Raw genomic sequence first — 22,388 nt, 5'->3', positions numbered from 1 at the left:
AGCCCGAAATGAAGTTTAAGCGGGTTTGACCCCGCCATCCCGGTTTCTATCAGCATTTCGGCCCGGTACATCCGCCTGATTTGAGCGCAGCCGGTGACCGGATCACCTTTGTCCGGACAAACCGGGTCGGATTCCCCCTTAAAAACATGAAAATTAATGTATTCTTCTTTTTTCTCCTGCATTTCGGGCCGGTAAGCTGGGCGCAGCCGCCAGATAAATTAATCCGCGGTCAAGTGAAAGACGGGCAAAATGCGGTGCTGCCGGGGGCCACGGTGGCCTTGTACCACGCGGTTGACTCGACCCTGGTGCGGGGAACGACTGCTCAGCTAAACGGGAAATTTGAATTGGCCGGTCTCACCAATGCGATCTATTTCCTTCGGATTACGAGCGTCGGCAGCAACGACTTCCAGAGCGGCCCGCTGACCATTGATGACCAGCACCCGATTCTTGAACTGCCGGCCATTCTGCTGAGTCCTTCCAAAACGATGCTTCAGGAAGTGAAGGTAGTGGCAAAACGCCCGCTGCTGGAGCAGGAAATCGACAAAACCGTTGTCAACGTGGATGCCCTGATTAGCAGTGCCGGCAGCAACACGCTCGAAGTGCTGGAGAAAACGCCCGGCGTGACGGTGGGTACCGACGGGGAAATCAGCCTGAACGGCAAAGCCGGGGTGCTGGTGCTGATCGACGGCCGGCAGACGTACTTGTCGGGGCCGGATCTGGCGGCTTACCTGCGGTCTTTGCCCGGCGGATCGCTCGATAAGCTGGAGTTGATGACCAATCCGCCCGCCAGATACGATGCCGCCGGAACCGCCATCATCAACATCCGATTGAAGCGAAACCGGACACTGGGCCTGACCGGGGACCTCAGTGCCAGTTACAGCCAGGGCCGAACGTTGCGAACCAACGAGGTGATCAACGTGAATTTTAACCGACGGAAACTGAATTTGTTCGGTAGTTTGGGGTACAACAAAGACGGGAATTATTCGGATGATTTCTACAACCGAACGTTCTACGAAGATAACGCGGCCGTTCAGTCGGTGATTCAGTTACAAAATGACGGCCGTTACAGCAGCGGGGGATGGATGGGCAGGTTGGGCATGGATCACACGGTTTCGGCCCGGACCACGTACGGTTTTATCGTCAGTTTACAAAACCGGCCCCGGCAGGAACGGCTCCACTCCATCAGTCGCAATTTTCGATTGGGTTCGGAATTGGATTCGGTGGGGAACGGCTTCACGAAGGGGGATTTCACCTGGAGAAATGCGAGCGCCAATTTTAATGTTCAGCACCGGTTTAATAAGTCGGGCCGGGAACTGACGGCGGATTTCAATTACGCGGGTTATTGGTCCGACGGAAATCAGCGCTTAACCAACATTCTGTATCGGCCCGATGGAACGATCCGCAACCGCAGCGATTTTTTGTATAAGCTGCCTTCCGATATTGCGATTTACACGGCGAAGGCCGACTACATTCATCCGTTAAAAAATAAAATGGTGCTCGAAACCGGCTTTAAAACCAGTCTGGTAACTACCGATACCGATTCGAAATATTATGGCCTGATCGATGAATTATTGGTGCCCGACTACGGCAGGTCCAACCATTTTATCTACCGCGAAACGATCCATGCAGCCTATGTAAACTCCCGAAAAGAGTGGAAACGCTGGGGTGTTCAGGCCGGTCTTCGTGCAGAAAATACGGTGGCAAACGGTCGGCAGTTGGGCAATGCGGAAGTGGCGGGTAGTTCGTTTGAGAAGGAGTACACGCAGGTTTTTCCGACGGTTTTTGTCCGTTACAAGCTGGATACCGTCGGCAATAATGCGCTGATTATCAGCCTGGCCAGACGGATCAATCGCGCAAATTACCAGCGGCTTAATCCGTTTTTATTTTTTGTGGATCCCTATTCCTACACCACCGGTAATCCCCAGCTCAACCCGCAGTATCACTTTCAATATGAGCTGAAATACCAGCACAAAAACGCCCTTGGCATTACGTTGCAGTACAACCGGTTTACCGATGTTATTTTTCAGCTCACCGAAGCCATTGATAATTTGTTTGTTTCCCGACCCCGCAATGTGACCAAAGGCTATATCCTGTCCTTGGCGACAAATCTTTCACTCTCGCCGACGAAATGGTGGCGGTTAACTGTCAATGTGATGGGGGCAAAAATGGCCCTTCAGGGAACTGCTTTTTCCGAAACGTTACGTCCCGGTATTTTTCACGCCCGGCTGAATGCAATGAACCAGTTCAGCTTTCAAAAAGGGTGGAGCGGAGAATTGATTGGCTTTTTTGCCACGAAAGATTTGGCGGGGCAGACCATCACGAATCCGCGGTATCGGGTTGGCGGAGCGGTCCAGAAAAAGCTGTGGAAAGACAAGGGAAGCGTGCGTCTGATCGTCGAGGATGGGTTTCATTCGTGGCGGCAAAACGACCGAACCGTTAGCCTGAAACAGGCCGAGGCTTACCACACTGGCGAGTCCGACACCCGCCGGATTGGCCTGGCCTTAACCTACCGCTTTGGAAAAGAAACGTTCGCCCGGAAACGCCGGCACACCGACAATGCGGCCGATGCGGAAAAGGGGCGGGTGGACTGAAGTTTACGGTATACGGTTTTCAGTTTTCGGTATACGGTTTTGGCCGGGCCGACGTCTCGGTTTACGCTGAGCCGTCGGTACAGGAGCTGACACCTGAGGAAAAATGCGTCAGCCACTGAAAACCGTATACCGAAAACCGTTACTGATACAGTGCTTCCCGCTGCTCTTTGACGCGGTCGTCGGTCAGGTACTCATCGTAGGTCATCAGTTTGTCGAGGTGGCTGTAAGGGGCAATTTCGATGATGCGGTTGGCAATGGTTTCGCCAAACTGGTGGTCATGCGACGTAAACAAAACCGGGCCTTTGAAGTCGATCAGGCCGTTGTTGAGCGCCGTGATCGATTCGAGGTCGAGGTGGTTGGTCGGTTCATCGAGTGTCAACAGATTGGCCCCCGACAGCATGACTTTGGACAGCATACACCGCACTTTTTCGCCCCCGGACAACACCGTTGATTTTTTCAGGGACTCTTCGCCCGAAAACAACATCCGGCCCAGAAAACCGCGGATAAAACTTTCGTCTTTTTCGGCCGAGAACTGCCGCAGCCAGTCCACCAGGTTCAGGTCATTCTGGAAAAACTTGTCGCGCCCCGTGTCGTTCGGAAAGTAAGATGGCGTAATGGTAACGCCCCATTTAAACTCGCCCGAATCGGCTTTGCGTTCACCGGACAAAATATCGAACAGGGCGGTAACGGCCAGACCATCGCGGCTGAAAAAGAAAATTTTGTCGCCCTTGCGCATCGAAAACGACAGGTTCGTAAACAACCGCGAGCCGTCTTCGGCGGTATACGTCAGGTTTTCGACGGTCAGAATCTGGTCGCCCGGTTCGCGTTCCGATTTGAAATTGATGTACGGATATTTCCGGGAGGAAGGCGCAATGTCGTCGAGGGTCAGTTTTTCGAGTAATTTGGCGCGGCTGGTGGCCTGTTTCGACTTGGATGCGTTGGCCGAAAACCGCCGGATAAATTCCTCGAGTTCTTTGCGTTTGTCTTCCGTCCGTTTGTTCTGATCCTGGCGTTGTTTCAGGGCCAGTTGGCTTGATTCGTACCAGAAAGAATAGTTACCGGTGAACAGCCGAACTTTGGAGAAATCAATGTCAACGATCTGCGTACAGACCTGATCGAGGAAGTGCCGGTCGTGGGAAACCACGATCACCGTGTTTTTGAAATTGGCCAGGAAGTTCTCCAGCCACAGGCTCGATTCCACATCGAGGTTGTTGGTCGGTTCGTCGAGCAGCAGAATATCCGGGTTGCCGAACAAGGCCTGCGCCAACAGTACCCGCACTTTTTCCGATCCGTTCAGGTCGGCCATCTGGCTGTAATGCAGGTCTTCCTGGATGCCCAGACCGCTCAGCAACGAAGCCGCATCCGACTCGGCATCCCAGCCGTTCATCTCGGCAAATTCGGCTTCGAGGTTGGCCGCGCGCTCGCCATCGGCGTCCGTAAAGTCGGTTTTGGCGTAGAGGGCGTCTTTTTCCTGCATGATGTCGTACAGGCGCTGGTTGCCCATGATCACCGTTTGCAAAACCGGGTAGGCGTCGTAGGCAAACTGGTTCTGGTTCAACACCGAAAGCCGCTCGCCCGGCGTGATGATGACCGAGCCGGTTTGCGGTTCGATCTCGCCCGAGAGGATTTTCAAAAACGTTGATTTTCCGGCCCCGTTGGCCCCGATGACACCGTAGCAGTTGCCTGCCGTAAATTTTATATTGACGTCGTCGAACAAAACCCGCTTGCCGTAGCGGAGTGAGACGTTCTGAACTGAGATCATTCGCTGGTTGTCCTGATTGAAATGAAGCTGCAAAGGTACGGAAATCTGGCCTTTATTGCCATTTTCAACGAAAGGAATCTGAACGGCACTACCGAAAGAACCCCTGAGGAGCAGCGGACTGGCTCAGGGATTCTTTCGTTGCCTCAAAAGACTGGCGTGGCAAGAACCGGAACGCGGGCTTAGTCGCGCTCCACTTTGCTGCCCCCCGATTCGTTGCGGTTGACCTGGGTCGGATTGCCTTTGTACCGGATTTTGCTGGCTCCGCTGGCTTCGGCGTTCAGCGACTGGTTGGCCGTGATCTCGGCGTGGCTGGCGCCCGAAGCCTTCACGTTGACGTCGCTGGCGGGATATCCGAAGGCGTAAACGTTGGCGGCCCCGGAGGCATCGACGGTCAGCTGGTCAATGCGTCCGGTAAGCGAATCATTCCCGCCCGTGGTAATTTTTGATTCCGTAAGCTGGAGCTTCGAGCCGCCGGATACGATCACCTTGGTGCGTGATGCCAGCACCTCGTACTCGCCCTGCGATCCACCCGAAAGTTCAACGTCCAGACTGGCCAGGTCCGCAAAACCGCTTACGGTAGAATGAACCCCACCCGAAAACGTAACGCCCCGCAGGGTGGGCATTGTAATCGTAAATTCGGTGGCATATTTCCGGTTGCCATTCCCTTTATATTCGGCCGCCAGCGTGCCGTTGCGGACCTCGACTTTCAGATCGTCCAGGTTTCGCTGGTCGCCTTTGGCCATAATTTTAAAAGCCGGACCGGCCTGAACGCTGACCGTAAAACCGCTGCCCATTTCGAGCCGGTCGAAGCCCGTGATGAGAAATGCCTTTTCGCCCTCCTGAAGGGGACCGACGTCTTCCCGGTTGCATCCGGACAGAACCGTGACAAAAACCGCGATCAGTGCTGAAAATAAAAATACGTGTTTCATGAGTTCATGTTGTTTATTGCGGTACAAAACTGGCCGAAACCGGGCGGTCTCTCAAGTATTTCGTGTCCCAACGGGGATTTTTAGGGTCTGAACCGTATTATAGTGGTTCCAAAAAGAATTCCGGAACGTCGAAATCGAATCAAAACCTAGCACACCATTTCCAGCCGATGTCAAATCGCCTTTTTTTTCACCTGATTGCTTTCTTTTTTTCGTTCAGCACATTTGCCCAGTCTCCCTACAAACCGTGGATGATTGGCGAGTTTGCCAAGCAAAACGCGGCTAACCCGGTTTTGGATGCCCAAAAAACCAGCCTTTTTGCCTGTCCGGTGCGGGGCGAAACCGTGCGTTGGGAAGAAAAAGACGTGTTCAATCCGGCGGTGGTGGTGCGGAAAGGGAAAGTTCACCTGATTTACCGCGCCGAAGACACGGTGGGCAAACACGCCGGCACGTCGCGTCTGGGGCTGGCGGTCAGTTCCGACGGGCTGCATTTCAAACGCCGGCCCAAACCGGTTTTCTACCCCGACAACGACGCCATGAAAGGTTACGAGTGGGAGGGCGGCTGCGAAGATCCGCGCATCGTGGAAAGCCCCAACCGGGTGTATGTGATGACCTATACGGCCTACGATGGTGACAAAGCGCGGCTTTGTGTGGCAACCTCCCGCAACCTGATCAACTGGAAAAAGCAGGGGTTGGCGTTTGACGACCTGAAATACCGCAATGAATGGTCGAAATCCGGTTCCATTGTGTGCAAGCAGGTTGGAAACCGGCTGGTGGCGCAGCCAATTAAAGGGAAATACTGGATGTATTGGGGGGATCAGCCGCAATTGTACTGCGCGTCGTCGCCGGACCTGATTCACTGGACGCCCGTCGAGACGGCCAACGGCAAGCTGTATGCTGTGGCTGAACGGCGCCGGGATAAACACGATTACCGGCTGCTGGAACCGGGTCCGCCCGCCCTGCTCACGCCGAACGGAATTGTGCTGCTGTACAACGGCATGAACAACGCCCAGCTGGGGGATAAAGATTTGCCGGATGGTACCTATGCCGCCGGGCAATTGCTGTTTGACGCCAAGGAGCCCACCAAGCTCCTCGACCGCTCGGAGACGTATTTTATGAAACCGGATCAACCGTATGAGATTGTCGGTCAGGTTAATAACGTCTGTTTTATTGAAGGCATGGTTCCGTTCAAAGGCCGGTGGTTCTTGTATTACGGAACCGCCGATTCCAAGATCGCAGTGGCCACCGCGGAGATGAAATGAAATGGTAAACGCTACGTGTAAAATAAAGTGATTGCTCCGCAGCGCCCAACTTTACATTCAGCGTTCACCAGTTTACACGGATCATTGCTTCAATACGTCAACCGTTCCTTTCCCCGCATCCAGCCGCAGCACCTGCGTGACGCATTGCGGAATTTCCTCGGCGTAGTGCGAAACGTACAGCAACGTGCGGTCGGAGGATTGGCACAGTTCATCGACCAGATCCCGAAACCGGGTAATGTGGGCCGGATCGAGGTTCTGACAGGGCTCGTCCAGCACGAGCAGGGGTGGATTTTTTGCCAGCGCCCGGGCCAGCAACACCCAGCGTTGTTCGCCCGTCGAGAGTTGCGACAGCCGTTTGTCGCGCAGGGGCTGAAGTCGGAGTAGATCCAGCATAAACTCAACCTGCTCCGTTTGTTCCGGATTTAGTTTTCGAAACAAACCGGCCGTGTCGAACAGGCCCGACGCCACCACTTTAAAAACCGGTTGTTCGCGGGGGAAATAAAGGTGCAGTTCCGGCGAAACAAACCCGATGTTGTGCTTGATGTCCCAGATGCTCTCGCCCGTGCCGCGTTTTCGGTCAAATAGCTCATAGTCATTGCGGTAAGCCTGCGGATTGTCCGCCGTGATCAGGCTCAGCAAAGTCGATTTACCCGAACCGTTCGGTCCTAAAACCGCCCATTTCTCACCCCGCCGAACCTCCCAGTTAATGCCTTCCAAAACCGTCTTGCTTCCGTAACGGACCGTGACATTCCGCATCCGGACGGCAAAATCAAACGGTTTGGCCGCGGTAGTCAGCCAGCGCGGCAGCAGGGTCGGATCGGTTAGGGTTTCCGGGGCCGCTTCCGGCTGGGCCGGGCGCTCCTTTTTCGGTCCCTGCCAGCTTATCTGGCCGTTCGCCAGTTCCACGACATGGCTGATGGCGTCGGGGATTTCGCGGGGCGTGGTGGCCAGCACCAGCGTGGTTCCTTCGGCGGCAATCCGGTTCAGAATGCCGTGCAGTCGCTCCCGGCTGGCCGTGTCCAGGCCGCCAAACGGATTGTCGAGCAGCAGCACTTTCGGTTTTCGCAGCAACGAACGAGCCAGCAGGGTCCGGCGGGTTTCGCCGTTTGACAGGGAGGTGAGCCGTCGGTCGAGCAGGTGCGTAATGTGGACCCACTCCGCTACTTCGGCCAGCCATTCTTCCGGAAAAGCCGGAGGGGGCAGCGAAATGGACTGGTCGTTCACCGTTCCGATTGGCTTGACCCGGTGTTGCAAAACCTCCCAAACCGTCGGGGCTTCCTCGGCGGTGTCGGCATTGAACCGCTGCTGGTAAAACTGGGCGGCTGAGGCCACCTGCCGGTCAAACTGGTAATCGTTGGCCACCTGTTCGACTACCTCCCGCAGCGGCCCGACCGGATGCGAATACTGCCCCTCCAAAACCGGTAACCGGCCACCCAACGCATCCAGAAACGAACTTTTGCCCGATCCGGTCAGGCCCAGAATGGCCCAGTGTTCCCCGGTTTTCAGCGACCAGTCAAGGTGTTGAAGGACAAGGCCGGTGGGTCGGCGAATGGCGGCATTTTGTAAGGAAAGCAGGGGGATAGCAGGCATTTCTCGGACCGGTTTTTAGGCTTCAAACTTAACAAGACCGTCGGAAAGATGCCGTTTCTGCCCCGGAATTATCTTTTAGGCGTCGGTCGTATCGGACGAAACCGCCTTTTTCTTCCGGCGTTTGGGGGCGGTTTTTTTGCGAACCGTGGCGGTTTTTCGGGGGGCTGCTCCGCGCACACCCCGGCTCATCGACGCAACCGGCGAGGGCACGGCCGACAGCAGCACCTCGTCGAACCGGCGGGCCATATCGGCAATGGTCTGGGCTTTGTCCGTTCCGTTGATGATCGACCGCGCCTTTTCGTATTCGGGCGGAACCTGGTCCTTGATGAACTGATCGAGCCGCTTGCCCGTAAACCAGCCTTCCTTCATGCCCTGCACGGCAATCCGGTACGCCAGTTCCGGTTTTTTGGCCAGGTCCGGGTTACTGATCAGATCGACGCCCAGCAGCGCCCCGGCCCGTTTGTAATTGTTCCGGCCGGTTAACTGCACATAGCCCCGACCTTTGAAACGCGCCCCGTCGCCAGCCTGGGTGTTGCCCAGCACCCTGCCGACCTTGGTTTCCGGTCCGTAAAGCCGGTTAAAACGATCCGTGCTGCCAAATTCGTCGATGGGTTCCATCGTGTGGGCGGTTTCCCATTTAAACGTCGCCAGACAATAGGCCAGTTGCCGGCGGTCTTTTTCGGAATCGCTGAACCGCTCGTCCTGCTCGATCTGGTCGATCAGAAAATCCAGCGCGTCCACCAGCGACTGGGTCAGTTTACCGAAGCGATTGCGGTAGGTGTCAAAGAATTTTTTTCGGTTAAAGGATAGCATGGTTGCCGTGATTAGGGGTAAGCGTTCATGCCCAAAAGGTAGTGAGAATGAGTCTGGAAAAACGGATGATTTTAGCAAACGGTCGGAAGTCGCTGAGGGCGGCAGATCAGGTAGTTACGAGAGTTCAATTGGCTCGAGGAAATGCCAAAAAAGAACCCCTCACTCGGTAGCGCAGTGAGGGGTGAAAAGGCAGAAACCGCCTTTACCAGGTGGGGTTGGCGTCGGGCGGGCCAATGTCGATGCCCGCTTCCGGCGACACATCTTCCACCCCGGAAACGGCCCGCAGTTTATTCGCCACTTCGTCGCTGGCCGCTCCCGTGACGCACCCAATGGCGTCCAGAACCTGATCGACCTGAAAGCCGGTTTGGGCCATTTCCTGCGTGACGTCCTTCAGCGGTCTTTTATTCGATAAAGTCACCACCCAGCGTTTGTTGTCAGCCATCGGTTTGAGAATGTTAGTTCGTGAGGGCCTGTCGCCCGAAAATAAGAGCAAAATAAGGAAACAAATCAACCCGGTTTTTTGCTCAGTCCGCATGGTAGGAAACCGGTTAGCGGTCAGGAATGTAAAAAAGGAATTCTGAATAATAAAGGATGAATGCTGGCAGGAAAAGGTAGTGTCTCCATCCAGCACTTTTCCACGCATTGTTCATCCTCTATCATTCAACTTCTGCCGCCTGGCAAATCCGGCGGTTCAGGACGGGGCCTGAACCAGTCCGGCTCCGACCTGGGTTGCCGGCAGGGGCAGGTGTTTGGCCGTCGCCTGAAGTTTTCGCCAGAGACTAATGCCCCGCAGGTTCGGCGAGGTTTCGGCCCACAGGGCGGCACAGCCCGCAACGTGCGGAGTCGCCATGCTGGTGCCGCTTTTGCTGCCGTAGCGGGTGGGCCGGGGAACTGACGAGAAAACATCCCGGCCCGGAGCCGCAATCTCGATCTTCCCCTTGTTGGAAAAGTTCGACGGTTTCAGATTCTGGTCCAGCGACGCTACCGAAAAGATGGTGGGCGAATTGGCCGGATACCCCGTCGGGGCGCCAAAGTTGTTGCCAGCCGCGGCAATGATCAGACAACCGTTGTTCAGGGCGGCTCGTCCGGCTGCGGTATACGACGGTTGAACGCCCCCCTGCCCGCCGAGCGACATTGAAATCACGGCGCAGCGGTTGGCAATGGCCCAGTTCATGCCCGCCAGCACACTGCCGCCCACGCTGCCGCCCGCGTTGGACAGAACCTTGCCTACGTAGATGGACGAACGGTGGCCGATGCCGTAGCGCGGAATGACACCGGCTGGGGCTTTCGGACCGCAGGCCGTGCCGATGCAGTGGGTGCCGTGGCTGTGCAGGTCCTGAACGGGCTGACCCACGAAGGTCGCGCTGACAATGGCTCGTCCGGCAAAATCCGGGTGGCCCAGGTCCATGCCCGTGTCCAGTACGGCGACCCGGATGCCCACTCCGCTGCGAACGCTGGGCGGCACTTTGCAGGCCACCAGCCCCCAGGTAGCTCCCAAAACCATGACTTCTTCCTCAATCTCGGCCTGGGAATGCCCGTTGCCGTTCATTTCCCGGGCAATGATCTCGGTAGCTTGCAGAAAACCGCGCAGAAATTCGCTCGATGGTGGCTCGGCAGTGGGTGTTTGGCCGAGGAGCCCCTGAGAAAATTCCGTGTAGGCATTGTCGGCAAAAACAAAATATTCGGGGTCAATCGACTCGACCGGGCTGTCGGCGGCAAGTTCCGAGAAGGTATTCAGGCCCCGTTCCTGCGCGGGTTCGCCACCCAGGAGCGCCACCCCGATTTCCGGAAAAACGACGGCATCGGCATCACCGATTTCTTCCAGAATGGTTGCCTGATCGCTGAAATCGCGGGCGTCGGCCACCCGCATTCCCTGCGCTCCCAGTGATTGCAGGCCTTCGTCACCCACGCCATCCTTAAAGGTTACCAAATACCGGCCGGTTTCAAAACTGTTGTCATTGCGTTCGAGGGCCGCGAGCAGGAGTTCATCCACGGAAGAAGACGCCCGGTTGGGCGATGCGCCGTTGGAAGAACCATTCGAATTTTTCTTTGCCATGATTTCTGGAGTTTAGAAGGGGATAATGTTTGTGAGGGAAATGGGGGCATAACCGCCTGATTACGAAGCGATTCTGCCCGAAAAGTCGAAGGGGGCCGTCAGACAATGTAGACGTACGGGACCCCGATGTAGTTGGCATTGCCGGTGCTGAAATTGAGCTGGGCGTGTGAACCACCTCCGCGCGCATAGACGTAAAACGAAGCCGTCACCCGGAGGTAGGCCTGGTCGGCACCCAGCAGGGTGGAGTAATACATGGTCCGCCAGCCGTCAAAGCGGTCGTTCACGTTGATGTTGTCGTTGCCCATCGAAAACACGTTGGTGCTGGCGGTTGCTTTGTAATTGTACTGATACCCCACGGCCGAAAGGCTGATGCGGGCGTTGGCTTCCTTGGAATCCCAGAACCCGTCGTCGGCCCGGATGATGTAAAATCCGTTGAAGGGCACCTGGATCGTGTGCGAATAATTCCGGTTTTCGGGCGCCCGGAACGTAAACCACCAGTCGAGGTAGACCGTGAACGAAGCCGCGCCTGAGCCAAACAGGCCCGAACCGCCCCCGCTGGCCGAATCCCAGAGATCGAAATTGCCCGGATTATAGCCCTGCCAGGAAATGGTGCCGTTAGAGCTGTGCAGCGTGGCGTAATACGGTTTATACAAACCCAGCGCCTGCGTACCAACGGACGATATCAGGTGACCTTCGGCAAAACCCGGATTGTCCGACAGGCTGAATTCGGGCGATTCCTCCAGTTCGGCCGTGGAAAAGGTGTTGGAAAGTTGCGAAACATACGTTTCCGTGGACTTTTGAGCGTCTTTGTGCACTTTTTCCTGTTTGTCCAGGAACGACACAATATCCTGCGGCAAGGTCTTTTTGTATTCTATCATGCGGGACTGGCCCAGCTGGTCGGCTTTGGCAATCTGTTCCGCTTCCGCCTTTTGCAAGCGCATAATTTCCTGACGACGGGAATTGACTAATTCTTTTAAAACGGTGTCGGATGCTTTAAATCTCGGTTCCATGTGCTTGATTGGTTTTTGAAAGGTTTGATTAACGGGAAAGGGGTGCCATTTCGGATGGCGGGGAAACAGGTGGAAGAAATAGCGGGTATCTCCGGGGCGTAGGCTCGGTCAGAACTTTGTGCGGAAAAAATCGCAGCTGTCAGGGAGGACAAGGGCCAGGCCTGCGCTGGAAAAGAAGGCCGAAACGGTCGGTGGCAACGTCTGGTAAAAAACCGGTTGGTGACCAGCCGTTTAGTGGGCGATTGAAAACTGGGGTTCGGTCATACACAATTCGTCGTTAGTGCGTGTGGAAGCATAAGCCTGGCTAAGCCGCAGTAAAACAAAGCAAAAAAAAAGTGCTGGAGTAGGGTCCATTATTTTGCGGTAAATAGGTATTAATCAACATTTTACTATAGTATCATATCGGCGTTTTTGCGGTTTTAGTCCCAATTAGGATATAAAATTTGATGGCAATCTTGCCGGTTCTGGCGGATAAACTTTTCGGGTTTTTGTTCAATTCTGTGGAACAAACTTTATTTTTGATCAGAATTTGACCCGTATTCACAATCTCTTTTTCGTAGCCCGATGACCAGCCGGTTTTTCCTTTTCGTTGCGGTTCTTGGCAGTGCAATCTGTCCGTTAATCAAAGCTCAGGTACCTATTAAACGGTTTGAGCCCGTCGGTTTTTCCCAGGTCGATATCACCGATCATTTCTGGCGACCCAAGCTCGATAAAGTGGCCACCGCAACCCTGCAGGCCTGCATCCGGCAAACCGAAGAAAAAACCGGCCGCATCCGGAATTTCGAGAAAGTGCAGCGCGGAAAGCACGAAAAACACGAAGGAATTTACTACGACGACAGCGACGTCTACAAGGCCCTCGAAGCGATTGCCTATTCGCTGAAAAACCGCCCGGATGCCGAGCTTGAAAAAAAAGCCGACGAGTGGATCGACAAGATCGCGGGTGCGCAACTGCCTGATGGTTATTTAAATACGTATTATTCGCTCGTGGGTCTGGACAAACGCTGGACCGATATGGAGAAGCACGAAGACTACTGCGCCGGTCACCTGATCGAAGCCGCCGTGGCTTATTTCAACACCACCGGCAAACGCAAACTGCTGGATGTGGCCATCCGGTTTGCCGACCACATCGACGCGACGTTCCGGCAACCCAACCGCCCCTGGGTCAGCGGCCACCAGGAAATCGAGCTGGCGTTGATGAAATTGTATCACCTGACCAAAAATGACCGGTACCTGAAACTGGCTGACTGGTTTCTGGACCAGCGCGGACGCGGTTTTGGTAAAGGCAAAATCTGGGACGACTGGAAAAACCCGGATTACTGCCAGGACGGCCAGCCGGTGAAAGCCCAGAAGGAGATTACGGGCCACGCCGTCCGGGCCATGTACCTCTACACCGGAGCCGCCGACGTGGCCGCCACCACGCAGGATGCCGGTTACATGAACGCCATGAAAACCGTCTGGGAAGACGTGGTTTACCGGAATATGTACATCACGGGTGGCATTGGTTCGTCAGGCCAGAATGAAGGATTTTCAATCGACTACGATTTACCCAACGAAACGGCGTACTGCGAAACCTGCGCGTCGGTTGGGATGGTGTTCTGGAATCAGCGGATGAACCTGCTCACCGGCGAAGCCAAGTACGTCGATGTGCTCGAACGTAGCCTGTACAACGGGGCGCTGGATGGCCTGAGTCTGTCCGGCGACCGGTTTTTCTACGGGAATCCGCTGGCTTCCAATGGCAACACGGCCCGCAGCGAATGGTTTGGAACGGCCTGCTGCCCGTCGAACATTGCCCGGCTGGTAGCTTCGCTCGGTGATTACATTTACGGCAAAAACGACTCCGGCATCTGGGTGAACCTGTACATCGGCAGCAACACGAAACTGAAAATCGGCAATACTGAGGTGCCGGTTCAATTGGAAACCAATTATCCCTGGGAAGGCCGCATTCGTCTGACCGTCAATCCGGCCAAAAAGACGCCGTATGCCCTGCATTTGCGGATTCCGGGCTGGGTAAGCAACGTGCCGGTGCCCGGCGATCTGTACCGGTTTACGGAAGACAGCAAAACCGCCTTTACCGTTACCTTGAACGGAAAACCGGTCGAATACCGGGAAGAAAACGGCTACGTGGTGGTGAACCGGACCTGGCAGAAAGGGGATGTCATCGAGTTGAATTTGCCGATGGAAGTCAAGCGGGTGGCGGCAAAGAAAGAACTGGTGGCCGCCAACGACCGGGTTGCGATTCAGCGCGGGCCGCTGGTTTACTGCGTAGAGGGCGCCGACAACAACGGTCAGGCCTGGAACCTGCTGGTACCCGATCAAACGACGTTTACCACCCAGCCCTATCAGGTGCTTTCCGAGCCCGTGGTGGCGGTTCAGGCTGATGTGTCGGTGGTGGGGCCATCGGCGGATGGGATGAGCGTAGTGACCGAAACGAAAAAAATTACGGCGGTTCCGTATTACGTCTGGGCCAACCGGGGCAAAAGCCCGATGCAGGTCTGGCTGCCGACGAAGGCGAAACAGGTGAAGCTGGTGGATTGAGGTCTATAGCTCCCCAAAAACCAGCAAACCAGCTCAATCTGAGCTGGTTTGCTGGTTTATGACCAAACTGACGAATCTAAAACGCTTCTTCAAACAGCACCATGTTGATGCCAAAGGCGGCTTTCAGGCCGCTATGGGCCGCAACCAGAAGCTGCCGCATCATGGTGTGCGTATCACCAGCCGCAAACACGCCGGCTACCGAAGTTTGCCCCATTTCATTGATCGTTACGAAGCCTTTTTCGTCCAGCTGACAACCCAGCTGCTGGGCCAGATCGGAAGCCTGTTCCAGGGTCGGGTGGGCGTAAAGGGCATCGATCGGAAAGGCGGTTTGGTCGGCCAGGGTGAGCGCCCGTAATTGACCGTTCTGGTGTTGCAGGGCCATAATCGGCATTTCGACAAGTTGAATACCGTGCTGGCGGAGTTTGGTAGTCTGTTCCCGCGTTAGGGTCGAAGGGCCGTTGGTGAACAGACTCAGGCCCGGATTCCAGTGCTGAATCTTTTTGGCCATCTCGAAGCCCGCATCGCCGTTGCCGAGCACCCCGACGGTTTTATCTTTCACCTCGTACCCGTGGCAAAACGGACAGTGCAACACCGAAATGCCCCAGCATTCGGCAAAACCGGGTAGGTCGGGCAGCACGTCTTTTAAACCCGTGGCCAGCAACAGGCGGTTGGCCGTGAACGTTTCGCCGGTCGCGGTGCTCACCACAAAACCGGAATCGGTGCGGTTGGCGGTGGTGACCGTCGCTTCCCGAAACCGGACGGTCGGGTAAGCCAGGGCCTGCTGGCGGGCGATGGCGGAAAGTTGGGCGGGCGTCTCGCCGTCGCGGGTCAGAAAGCTGTGGGAGTGGGGTGTCTGGCGGTTGGCGGGCCGACCGTTATCGAGCACCAGAACTGTGCGCAGCGACCGGCCCAAAATCAGGGCGGCACTCAAGCCGGCATAACTGCCACCAATGATGATGACGTCGGAGTGTGTTGGCAATGTTTCCATACTGAAATGCGGTTTTCGGGCAGCCGAACCAGAACTGCCCAATGCGCTGGAAAATAATTAGTTACGTAAAGTTGTGGCCTGGGCAAAAGCAGCTTCGGTGCGCTCCTGAATTTGCCGGATGTTGTCCCGGGTTTCCCGTTGCAAATCCCGCATCTGGCCGGGAGGCAGGTCTTTCAGCGTTGCGTCGGCCGGGTGATGGTGCGCGTGTTCGCCGTGGTGGTGTTCGTGCGGCATTCCGGGCACTTCCACCAGGTTTTCTTCCCAGTGTTCATATGCCTTTTTCAGACTGTCCAGCGTGTTCCCAATTGCAGCCGCCGTGGGGTCGGGCCGACCGCCCAGGGCGGTTTTCAGCGAATCGATCTGTTCAATTTTGGGTTCCACCGCGGCCTGAATCTGGGTGGCTTCGTGGTGAAACCGGGCGGCTTCTTCCAGAAGCGGATCTTTTTTCTCCGAGGTAGAACAACCGATGAACAGCATAGTGCTGAGGGCGATAAGCAGGATGAAGCGAAGCATGAGTAAGGCGGTTTTCCGTGGATGGTATTGATGCCGGGAAGGTACCGGTCAGGCAGCGGGTTCGTGTTTGTGCGAACGCAAGTTCTGAATGTGCATCCCGATCAGTCCGGCCGAAGCCGCAAATGCCAGGTATTCAAACCCCTCGTGCACTTCTTACAGCAGCAGTGCCCCGGCAAAAACCGCCAGAAAGCTCCACAAACCCAGCTTAATGTAGGGTTCGCGGGCCCGGCGGCTGGCAAAGAAGACCGCCACGATGTTGACCAGAATAAAGACGTAATCCAGACTCAGAAACCCGACGCGCAGGGTGTGGTCGGTCAGCAGCGTCGAGGAAATAAGCAGAATGGGGGTGATCAGGCAATGAATGATGCAGAGCACTGAGCCGGTGATGCCGATGTAATCGGCTTTGCTGTAGGAGGTGGCCATAGTCGGAAAGAAAGAATAACTAAATTTAGGCGCCACAAAAGTACGACAAAGTTCCTAAATGCAACTATGTTGCAAAAATAAATAATCCTTTTCTGTCGAAAACCGGGAGCGCCTGGTGCCGACGCGGGTTTTGCCGAAAGCACGGGAAGGTTAAACCGATATTTTTTAAGTACTTGGGGCTTCATTACTTAACTGACCTCTTTTTTGACCCCATGATTACAACGATCATTTTTGATTTGGGTGCGGTTTTAATTGATTGGAATCCCAATTACCTGTATTCAAAACTCCTGCAGGAAGAAGAAATGCGCCATTTTCTGACCACCGTTTGTACGCCGGAATGGAACGAAGAGCAGGACGGCGGACGATCGCTGGCCGAAGCGACGCAGTTGCTGGTGACGCAATTTCCGGAGCACGAGGAAAACATCCGGCATTTTTACGGGCGCTGGTCGGAAATGCTGGGTGGTGACATTCCGGGCACCGTTGACCTGCTCCGGCAATTGAAAGACAGTGGAAAGTACAAACTCTACGCCCTGACCAACTGGTCGGCGGAGACGTTTCCGCTGGCCCTGGAGCGGTTCGAGTTTCTGGCGTGGTTCGACGGCATTGTGGTGTCGGGGACTGAAAAGGACCGCAAGCCCTTTGCTTCGTTTTACAACACGCTGTTGAACCGCTATGCGGTGAAACCGGACGAAGCGTTGTTTATCGACGACAACCTGCGCAACGTCAAAGCCGCCGAACAACTGGGCATTCACGCCATTCATTTTCACAACCCGGACCAGTTGAAAGATGCCCTGGCCGCGGCTGGCCTTCTTTCCTGAAACCGCCCTTAGCCATGAAAAAAACCGCCTTCCTAACCCTTGCCTTTTGCCTGAACCTGGTTGGTCTGGCGCAGGCCCAGCTTCCCCCGATTTTTGGACCCGCCCGCGCAAAAGAAGCCCAGACCGAAGCCACCGTCCGGCGGTTTTTGTCGCCCGTAAAGATTCTTTGGCAAACCGGTACCATCCGCAATGCCGACCGGCTGCTGAAAACCGGCAACGGACAGGCCGACCTGTCGGGGAAAGACCTGTGTGCGCTGAAAAGTGACGCCAGCGGCAAACCCGGTCTGCTGCTCGATTTCGGCCGCGAACTGCACGGCGGTTTGCAGATCGTAACCGGCCAGTGGCGGGAAAGCAAACCGATTACGGTCCGGATTCGCTTCGGGGAGTCGGCCAGCGAAGCGATGGCGGATATCGAACCCAAACAAAATGCGACCAACGACCACGCCATCCGGGATTTGACGGTGCAGGTGCCGTGGCTGGGGAAACTCGAAATCGGCAACACCGGTTTTCGCTTCGTCCGGATCGACCTCGTTGATGGCAACACGGAGTTGCTGCTGAAGGAGTTGCGGGCGATTTTTGTGTTTCGCGATATTCCGTATCTGGGTTCGTTCCGCAGCAGCGACGAGCGACTGAACCAAATCTGGGCAACCGGCGCCTACACCGTACACCTGAACATGCAGGATTACCTCTGGGACGGCATCAAGCGCGACCGGCTGGTGTGGGTGGGCGACATGCACCCCGAGGTTGCCACCATCAATGCGGTTTTTGGCTCCAACGAGGTCGTGCCGAAAAGCCTCGATCTGGCGCGGGATATTACGCCCCTGCCCGGCTGGATGAACGGCATCAGTACGTATTCCATGTGGTGGATTCTGATTCACCGGGACTGGTATCTGCAAAACGGCAATCTGGCGTACCTGAAAGAACAGCAGACCTATCTGGTAAACCTGGTGGATTTGCTGACGCAGAAAATCGACGATAAAAACAGCGAAAAGCTCGACGGCACCCGGTTTCTGGACTGGCCGTCGAGCGAAAATCAGAAGGGAATCCACGCGGGGTTGCAGGCCATGCTGGTGCTGTCGCTGAATGCCGCCGGAGACATCAGCCGCATTCTGAAAGACCCGGCCACGGCCCAAAAATGCGACCAGGCCGTGGCCCGGCTGAAGCAGTACGTGCCCGATCCGAACCAATCCAAACAGGGGGCGGCTCTGCTGGCCCTCTCCGGGTTGCTGCCCGCCGAAAAAGCGAACAAAGACGTGCTGGCGGTAGAAGGTGCCCGCAATTTTTCGACTTTTTACGGCTATTACATGCTCCAGGCGCAGGCCAAAGCGGGCGACTACAAAGGGGCGCTGGCCAACATCCGCACGTTCTGGGGCGGCATGCTTGACCTGGGAGCTACCACCTTCTGGGAAGATTTTAACCTGGACTGGGTGAAAAACGCCGGGCGCATCGACGAACTGGTGCCGGAAGGCAGGAAAGACATTCACGGCGAATGCGGGGCGTATTGCTACGTTGGGTTTCGGCACAGTCTGGCGCACGGCTGGGCGTCCGGCCCCACGCCCTGGTTGACAGAGCACGTACTCGGCATCAAGGTGGTGGAACCGGGTTGCAAAGCCATCAAAATCGACCCGCACCTCGAAGATTTAACCTTTGCCGAAGGGACGTTTCCGACACCGTTTGGCGTGGTGAAGGTGAAACACACCAAACTCGCCAGCGGCAAAATCCAGACGGACGTTAGCGGGCCGAAAGAAGTCAGGATTATTCGGTAAGGAGGTCCGGTGCAAACCGCCCGCCCTAAATCTGGAGGCACAAAAATCAATGGCAGAAGGAATGATCAAAGGCGATTTTCGGATGGAAAACCGCCTTTGATTTTTTACGATTTACTCGCAATCCGACAGCGAAAAAGTGTTCACTTTTTTAGTACTGTCGCCCTCGACGACCTGCGAAACGGCGTAATTGTGGCTGTTTTTGACCACATTCGTGATCTGGTAGGATTTGCTCGAAATCAGCTTGCCCTTCGAATTGTACACGGAAGTTTTGAGCGCTTTCAGGTTGTGCATTTTCCAGGGGATCAGGTTGGCAAAATCAAAGGGCAAACCGTGCCGGGTCAGCAAGGATTCGGAGCTTTTGGTCGTGTTGTCGTAGGTCAGTTCGTCATAGCCCAGCTTGACGTCGTTTTCGGTCAGCTCAAACTGGCAGTTTCCTGCTGCGTCGTAGGTGTACGTTTTTTCAAATGAATATTCATTGGGGTTCCCGGAAGCGCAGCGTAACTGCGTAATCCGCCCCTGTGCATCGTAGGCAACTTTGGTGGTGTACAGCATCTTGTCGCCCAGCATATCGTTCAGTTCGGTCAGTTTGCCGTTGCTCCAGGTGCAGGCAATCGCATTGCCGAGTCCCAGGTCCGTAATTTTATCGGGGATTTTTCCGTCCACCGTAATCGTACCGGAAATGATCTGGTTTTCGCTGTTGTGTTTAAACGAATAGACGTAAACGGCCGCGGGGTCGGTGTCGCTGGCGTCGTAACGGATGGTCCATTTGGTCATAAAACCGGCTGCGTTGTATTCGTATTCTTCTTTTCGGCCGTTGCCCCAGTCCAGCGCCACGAGTTTGCAGTTCACATCCGTCGGTTTGAGCGCGTCATCGTCGGCTTTTTTGCAGTTGAACAAACCCAGGGCCAGGAAACTAAAGAGAACAGTGTGCAGTACGGTTTTCATAGCATGTAAAATGGTTGATCAGTAGTTGTCGCCACAAACCTAAGGTCGCGGCCCTGCGGAACCATTCTGCATTGTATGAAAAGCCCGATTCGTTCTTTGAAGACCCGGTTTTTCGGTGGGATAAATCGAACGGTTAGGGTTAAATCAGCTTGTCGGGCGTAATCGGCAGTTGCCGAATCCGTTTTCCGGTGGCGTGAAAAACCGCATTGGCGATGGCAGCCGCTACACCCACGATGGCAATCTCGCCCAGTCCTTTGGCACCGATCGGGTTGACGTGCACATCCGGCTGATCGACAAAAAACACGTCGATTTGCGGCACATCGGCGTGCACCGGAATGTGGTAGCTGGCAAAATCGCTGCTCAGGTAACGGCCGTAGCGATGGTCCATCACCGATTCTTCCATCAGCGCCATGCCGATGCCCCCAACAATGCCCCCGATGGACTGGCTGCGGGCGGTTTTTTCATTGATGATCCGGCCCACATCGGCGCAGGTCGTCACGCGTTTGACCCGGACCTCGCCCGTAACCGGGCTGACGTAGACTTCCACAAAGTGACAACCGAACGAGTACATGGAATACTGATCCCGCTCCGGGCCCGGTCTGGACTCTTCCGTCACCTCCACCTGGGGTAGTTGGTGGTACTTCAGAATATCGACGAACGAAACCCCCGATTTGGCCTCCGCCGTCGGAAACGCCCGGCCTTTTCTGATCACTACGTCCTCGGGAAACGCACTTGCCAGCATCGAATCGGGCATCGAAGCGCCCAGCACCAGAATTTTGTGCCGCAGGGCCGTACAGGCGGCATGGACCGCCGAGCCGACGCTGGTGATCGTGGCCGAGCCGTTCTGGCCGGGGGCGTCGGGCAGGCTGGAATCGCCCAGTTCGCAGCGGATTTTGGCGGGACTCACTCCCAGGAGTTCGGACGCAATCCGGACCAGCGCGGTGCCGGTTCCGGGACCAATGTCCATTGTCGCGCTCTGAATGACCACCGTACCATCGGCCCGCAGAATGGCTCTGGCTTTGGCGGGATGTCGGTGAAAACCGTATAGGCTGGACGCCATTCCGTAGCCCACCAGCCAGCCCCCGGTTTGCCGCGAACGCGGTTGCAACGGGCGGTTTTTCCAGCCAAACTGGTCCGCCCCGGTCTGGTAGCATTTTTTCAGGGACTTGGCCGACCAGGGCAGGTTTCGTTCGGGGTCTGCGTCGGTATGATTGCGCAGCCGCAGTTCCAGCGGGTCGAGTTGCAAGGCGAACGCCAGTTCATCGAAGGCCGATTCCAGCGCGAACATCCCGGTAGCGTCGCCGGGGCCGCGCATCCAGGTGGGCGTGTTTACATCCAGAGGAAGCAGCCGGTACCGCGTCGTTACGTTTGGACAGGCGTACATCGCCCGCGTCGCCAGAATGGTCCGTTCCAGGTGTTCTTCGTAGGCGGACGTCTGGCCGGTTCCTTCGTGGATGATGGCCGATAACATCCCGTCCCGGCTGGCACCCATCGCGATTTTCTGTACGGTAAAGGGCCGGTAGCCCACCGAGGTAAACATCTGGTCGCGCCCCAAAACCAGCTTCACCGGCCGTTTGACGTGCCGGGCCGCCAGAACAGCCGCCACCGTATGCGGCCAGACCCGAATTCCGGACCCAAAGGCTCCGCCAATAAATGGCGAAATAACCTTTACCTGTTCGCGGGGCAGCTTAAACGCCTGGGCCAGATTGCCCTGCGCGGATTTTACGCCCTGATTTTTATCGTAGACCGTCAGTCTGTCGTCGGCTTCCCAGACGGCAAGGATGGCGTGCGGTTCCAGCGGCTGGTGGTGCTGCGTCGGAATCGTGTAGGTGGCTTCCACCTTCAGCTCGGCGGACTGGATGGCGTCCGGATTGCCCCGCGCGTAATCCTGAAAAGGCGAATTTTTGTTCCGCTGCACGCTGGCCGGCAAAACCGCCCGGGTTTGACTGGCGGCAAAGTCGGTCTGGTGCGTTTCGGTATCGTAATCGATCCGGACCAGACTGGCCGCAAACCGGGCCTGTTCGGGCGAATCGGCCACCACCACCGCCACGGGCTGGCCACTGAAGTAAACGAATTCGTCGTAAAACACCCGGAAAGCCGTTCCGACAGCGGCCCGATCGGCAGGTTGCTTCACCGGGCCGTAGGTCGGAACACCCGGTGAGTTAAGGTGACTGATGACGGCCAGCACCCCGGGAGCGGTTTCGGCCGATTGGGTCCCGATGCGGGTAATGCGTCCTTTCGCAATGGTGCTGGTGATCAGAACGGCGTGGGCGAGGTGATCGACTTTGTATTCGGCCGAATACGTCGCCGTGCCGGTCACTTTCAGCCGGCCGTCGACACGGTCCAGCGATGGAATGGGGGCCGGAGAATCAAAAAAAGCGGGTTTCATC

Annotated in this window: 17 protein-coding genes; 5 read left to right on the top strand and 12 right to left on the bottom strand. The window is 55.9% G+C overall.

The genetic code is table 11. From position 1 onward, the window contains the following. Positions 1-146 precede the first annotated feature (146 nt). Positions 147-2,591 (top strand): outer membrane beta-barrel protein, encoded by a 2,445-nt coding sequence (locus tag ACYVHX_RS11915; RefSeq protein WP_460671866.1) that lies wholly within the window; start codon positions 147-149, stop codon positions 2,589-2,591. Between the two features lie 139 nt (positions 2,592-2,730). Here the strand turns inward: ACYVHX_RS11915 and ACYVHX_RS11910 are convergent, their stop codons facing one another. Continuing rightward, complete coding sequence (locus ACYVHX_RS11910) at positions 2,731-4,353, bottom strand: ABC-F family ATP-binding cassette domain-containing protein (protein WP_460671865.1); 1,623 nt, start codon at positions 4,351-4,353, stop codon at positions 2,731-2,733. A gap of 179 nt (positions 4,354-4,532) precedes the next feature. Next, positions 4,533-5,282 carry a head GIN domain-containing protein gene (locus ACYVHX_RS11905; RefSeq protein ID WP_460671864.1) on the bottom strand — a complete coding sequence of 250 codons (750 nt, stop codon included), beginning with the start codon at positions 5,280-5,282 and terminating at the stop codon, positions 4,533-4,535. A gap of 167 nt (positions 5,283-5,449) precedes the next feature. On the opposite strand from ACYVHX_RS11905, the gene ACYVHX_RS11900 reads away from it, so the two are divergent. Continuing rightward, a complete protein-coding gene (locus ACYVHX_RS11900) occupies positions 5,450-6,541 on the top strand; it encodes a glycoside hydrolase family 130 protein (RefSeq protein ID WP_460671863.1) in 1,092 nt (363 codons plus the stop codon). A gap of 81 nt (positions 6,542-6,622) precedes the next feature. Here the strand turns inward: ACYVHX_RS11900 and ACYVHX_RS11895 are convergent, their stop codons facing one another. The 5 genes from ACYVHX_RS11895 to ACYVHX_RS11875 form a co-directional block, all read right to left on the bottom strand. Beyond that, complete coding sequence (locus tag ACYVHX_RS11895) at positions 6,623-8,131, bottom strand: ATP-binding cassette domain-containing protein (RefSeq protein WP_460671862.1); 1,509 nt, start codon at positions 8,129-8,131, stop codon at positions 6,623-6,625. Between the two features lie 75 nt (positions 8,132-8,206). Continuing rightward, positions 8,207-8,944 (bottom strand): glycoside hydrolase family 19 protein, encoded by a 738-nt coding sequence (locus ACYVHX_RS11890; RefSeq protein ID WP_460671861.1) that lies wholly within the window; start codon positions 8,942-8,944, stop codon positions 8,207-8,209. 202 nt (positions 8,945-9,146) lie between these two features. Continuing rightward, on the bottom strand, positions 9,147-9,386 hold the full coding sequence (locus ACYVHX_RS11885) for a hypothetical protein (protein WP_460671860.1): 240 nt from the start codon (positions 9,384-9,386) through the stop codon (positions 9,147-9,149). Positions 9,387-9,635: 249 nt separating this feature from the next. After that, a complete protein-coding gene (locus ACYVHX_RS11880) occupies positions 9,636-11,000 on the bottom strand; it encodes a S8 family serine peptidase (RefSeq protein ID WP_460671859.1) in 1,365 nt (454 codons plus the stop codon). A gap of 98 nt (positions 11,001-11,098) precedes the next feature. Then, positions 11,099-12,010, bottom strand: a complete 912-nt coding sequence (locus tag ACYVHX_RS11875; protein ID WP_460671858.1) for a hypothetical protein — start codon at positions 12,008-12,010, stop codon at positions 11,099-11,101. Positions 12,011-12,574: 564 nt separating this feature from the next. Here ACYVHX_RS11875 and ACYVHX_RS11870 point away from each other — a divergent pair. Then, positions 12,575-14,545 (top strand): glycoside hydrolase family 127 protein, encoded by a 1,971-nt coding sequence (locus tag ACYVHX_RS11870; protein WP_460671857.1) that lies wholly within the window; start codon positions 12,575-12,577, stop codon positions 14,543-14,545. 76 nt (positions 14,546-14,621) lie between these two features. Here the strand turns inward: ACYVHX_RS11870 and ACYVHX_RS11865 are convergent, their stop codons facing one another. From ACYVHX_RS11865 to ACYVHX_RS11855, 3 genes are all read right to left on the bottom strand, one after another. Continuing rightward, on the bottom strand, positions 14,622-15,533 hold the full coding sequence (locus ACYVHX_RS11865; RefSeq protein ID WP_460671856.1) for an NAD(P)/FAD-dependent oxidoreductase: 912 nt from the start codon (positions 15,531-15,533) through the stop codon (positions 14,622-14,624). Positions 15,534-15,590: 57 nt separating this feature from the next. Next, positions 15,591-16,046, bottom strand: coding sequence for a hypothetical protein (locus ACYVHX_RS11860; RefSeq protein WP_460671855.1), 456 nt, complete (start codon positions 16,044-16,046; stop codon positions 15,591-15,593). Positions 16,047-16,199: 153 nt separating this feature from the next. Further along, positions 16,200-16,469 (bottom strand): MerC domain-containing protein, encoded by a 270-nt coding sequence (locus tag ACYVHX_RS11855; RefSeq protein WP_460671854.1) that lies wholly within the window; start codon positions 16,467-16,469, stop codon positions 16,200-16,202. Between the two features lie 212 nt (positions 16,470-16,681). Here ACYVHX_RS11855 and ACYVHX_RS11850 point away from each other — a divergent pair, with 212 nt between their 5' ends. Next, the gene (locus tag ACYVHX_RS11850; protein WP_460671853.1) at positions 16,682-17,287 is read left to right on the top strand and encodes an HAD family hydrolase; all 606 of its coding nucleotides are present in this window, start codon (positions 16,682-16,684) and stop codon (positions 17,285-17,287) included. A gap of 14 nt (positions 17,288-17,301) precedes the next feature. Then, on the top strand, positions 17,302-19,053 hold the full coding sequence (locus tag ACYVHX_RS11845; protein WP_460671852.1) for an alpha-L-rhamnosidase-related protein: 1,752 nt from the start codon (positions 17,302-17,304) through the stop codon (positions 19,051-19,053). A gap of 111 nt (positions 19,054-19,164) precedes the next feature. On the opposite strand, the gene ACYVHX_RS11840 is transcribed toward ACYVHX_RS11845, so the two are convergent. Beyond that, a complete protein-coding gene (locus tag ACYVHX_RS11840; protein WP_460671851.1) occupies positions 19,165-19,998 on the bottom strand; it encodes a hypothetical protein in 834 nt (277 codons plus the stop codon). 139 nt (positions 19,999-20,137) lie between these two features. Beyond that, complete coding sequence (locus tag ACYVHX_RS11835; RefSeq protein WP_460671850.1) at positions 20,138-22,387, bottom strand: xanthine dehydrogenase family protein molybdopterin-binding subunit; 2,250 nt, start codon at positions 22,385-22,387, stop codon at positions 20,138-20,140. Between the last annotated feature and the right edge of the window lies 1 nt (position 22,388).

The organism is Larkinella ripae (genome assembly GCF_054780775.1).
The sequence above is the reverse complement of the archived record's forward strand: the minus strand, read 5'-3'. Positions and strand labels throughout refer to the sequence as shown.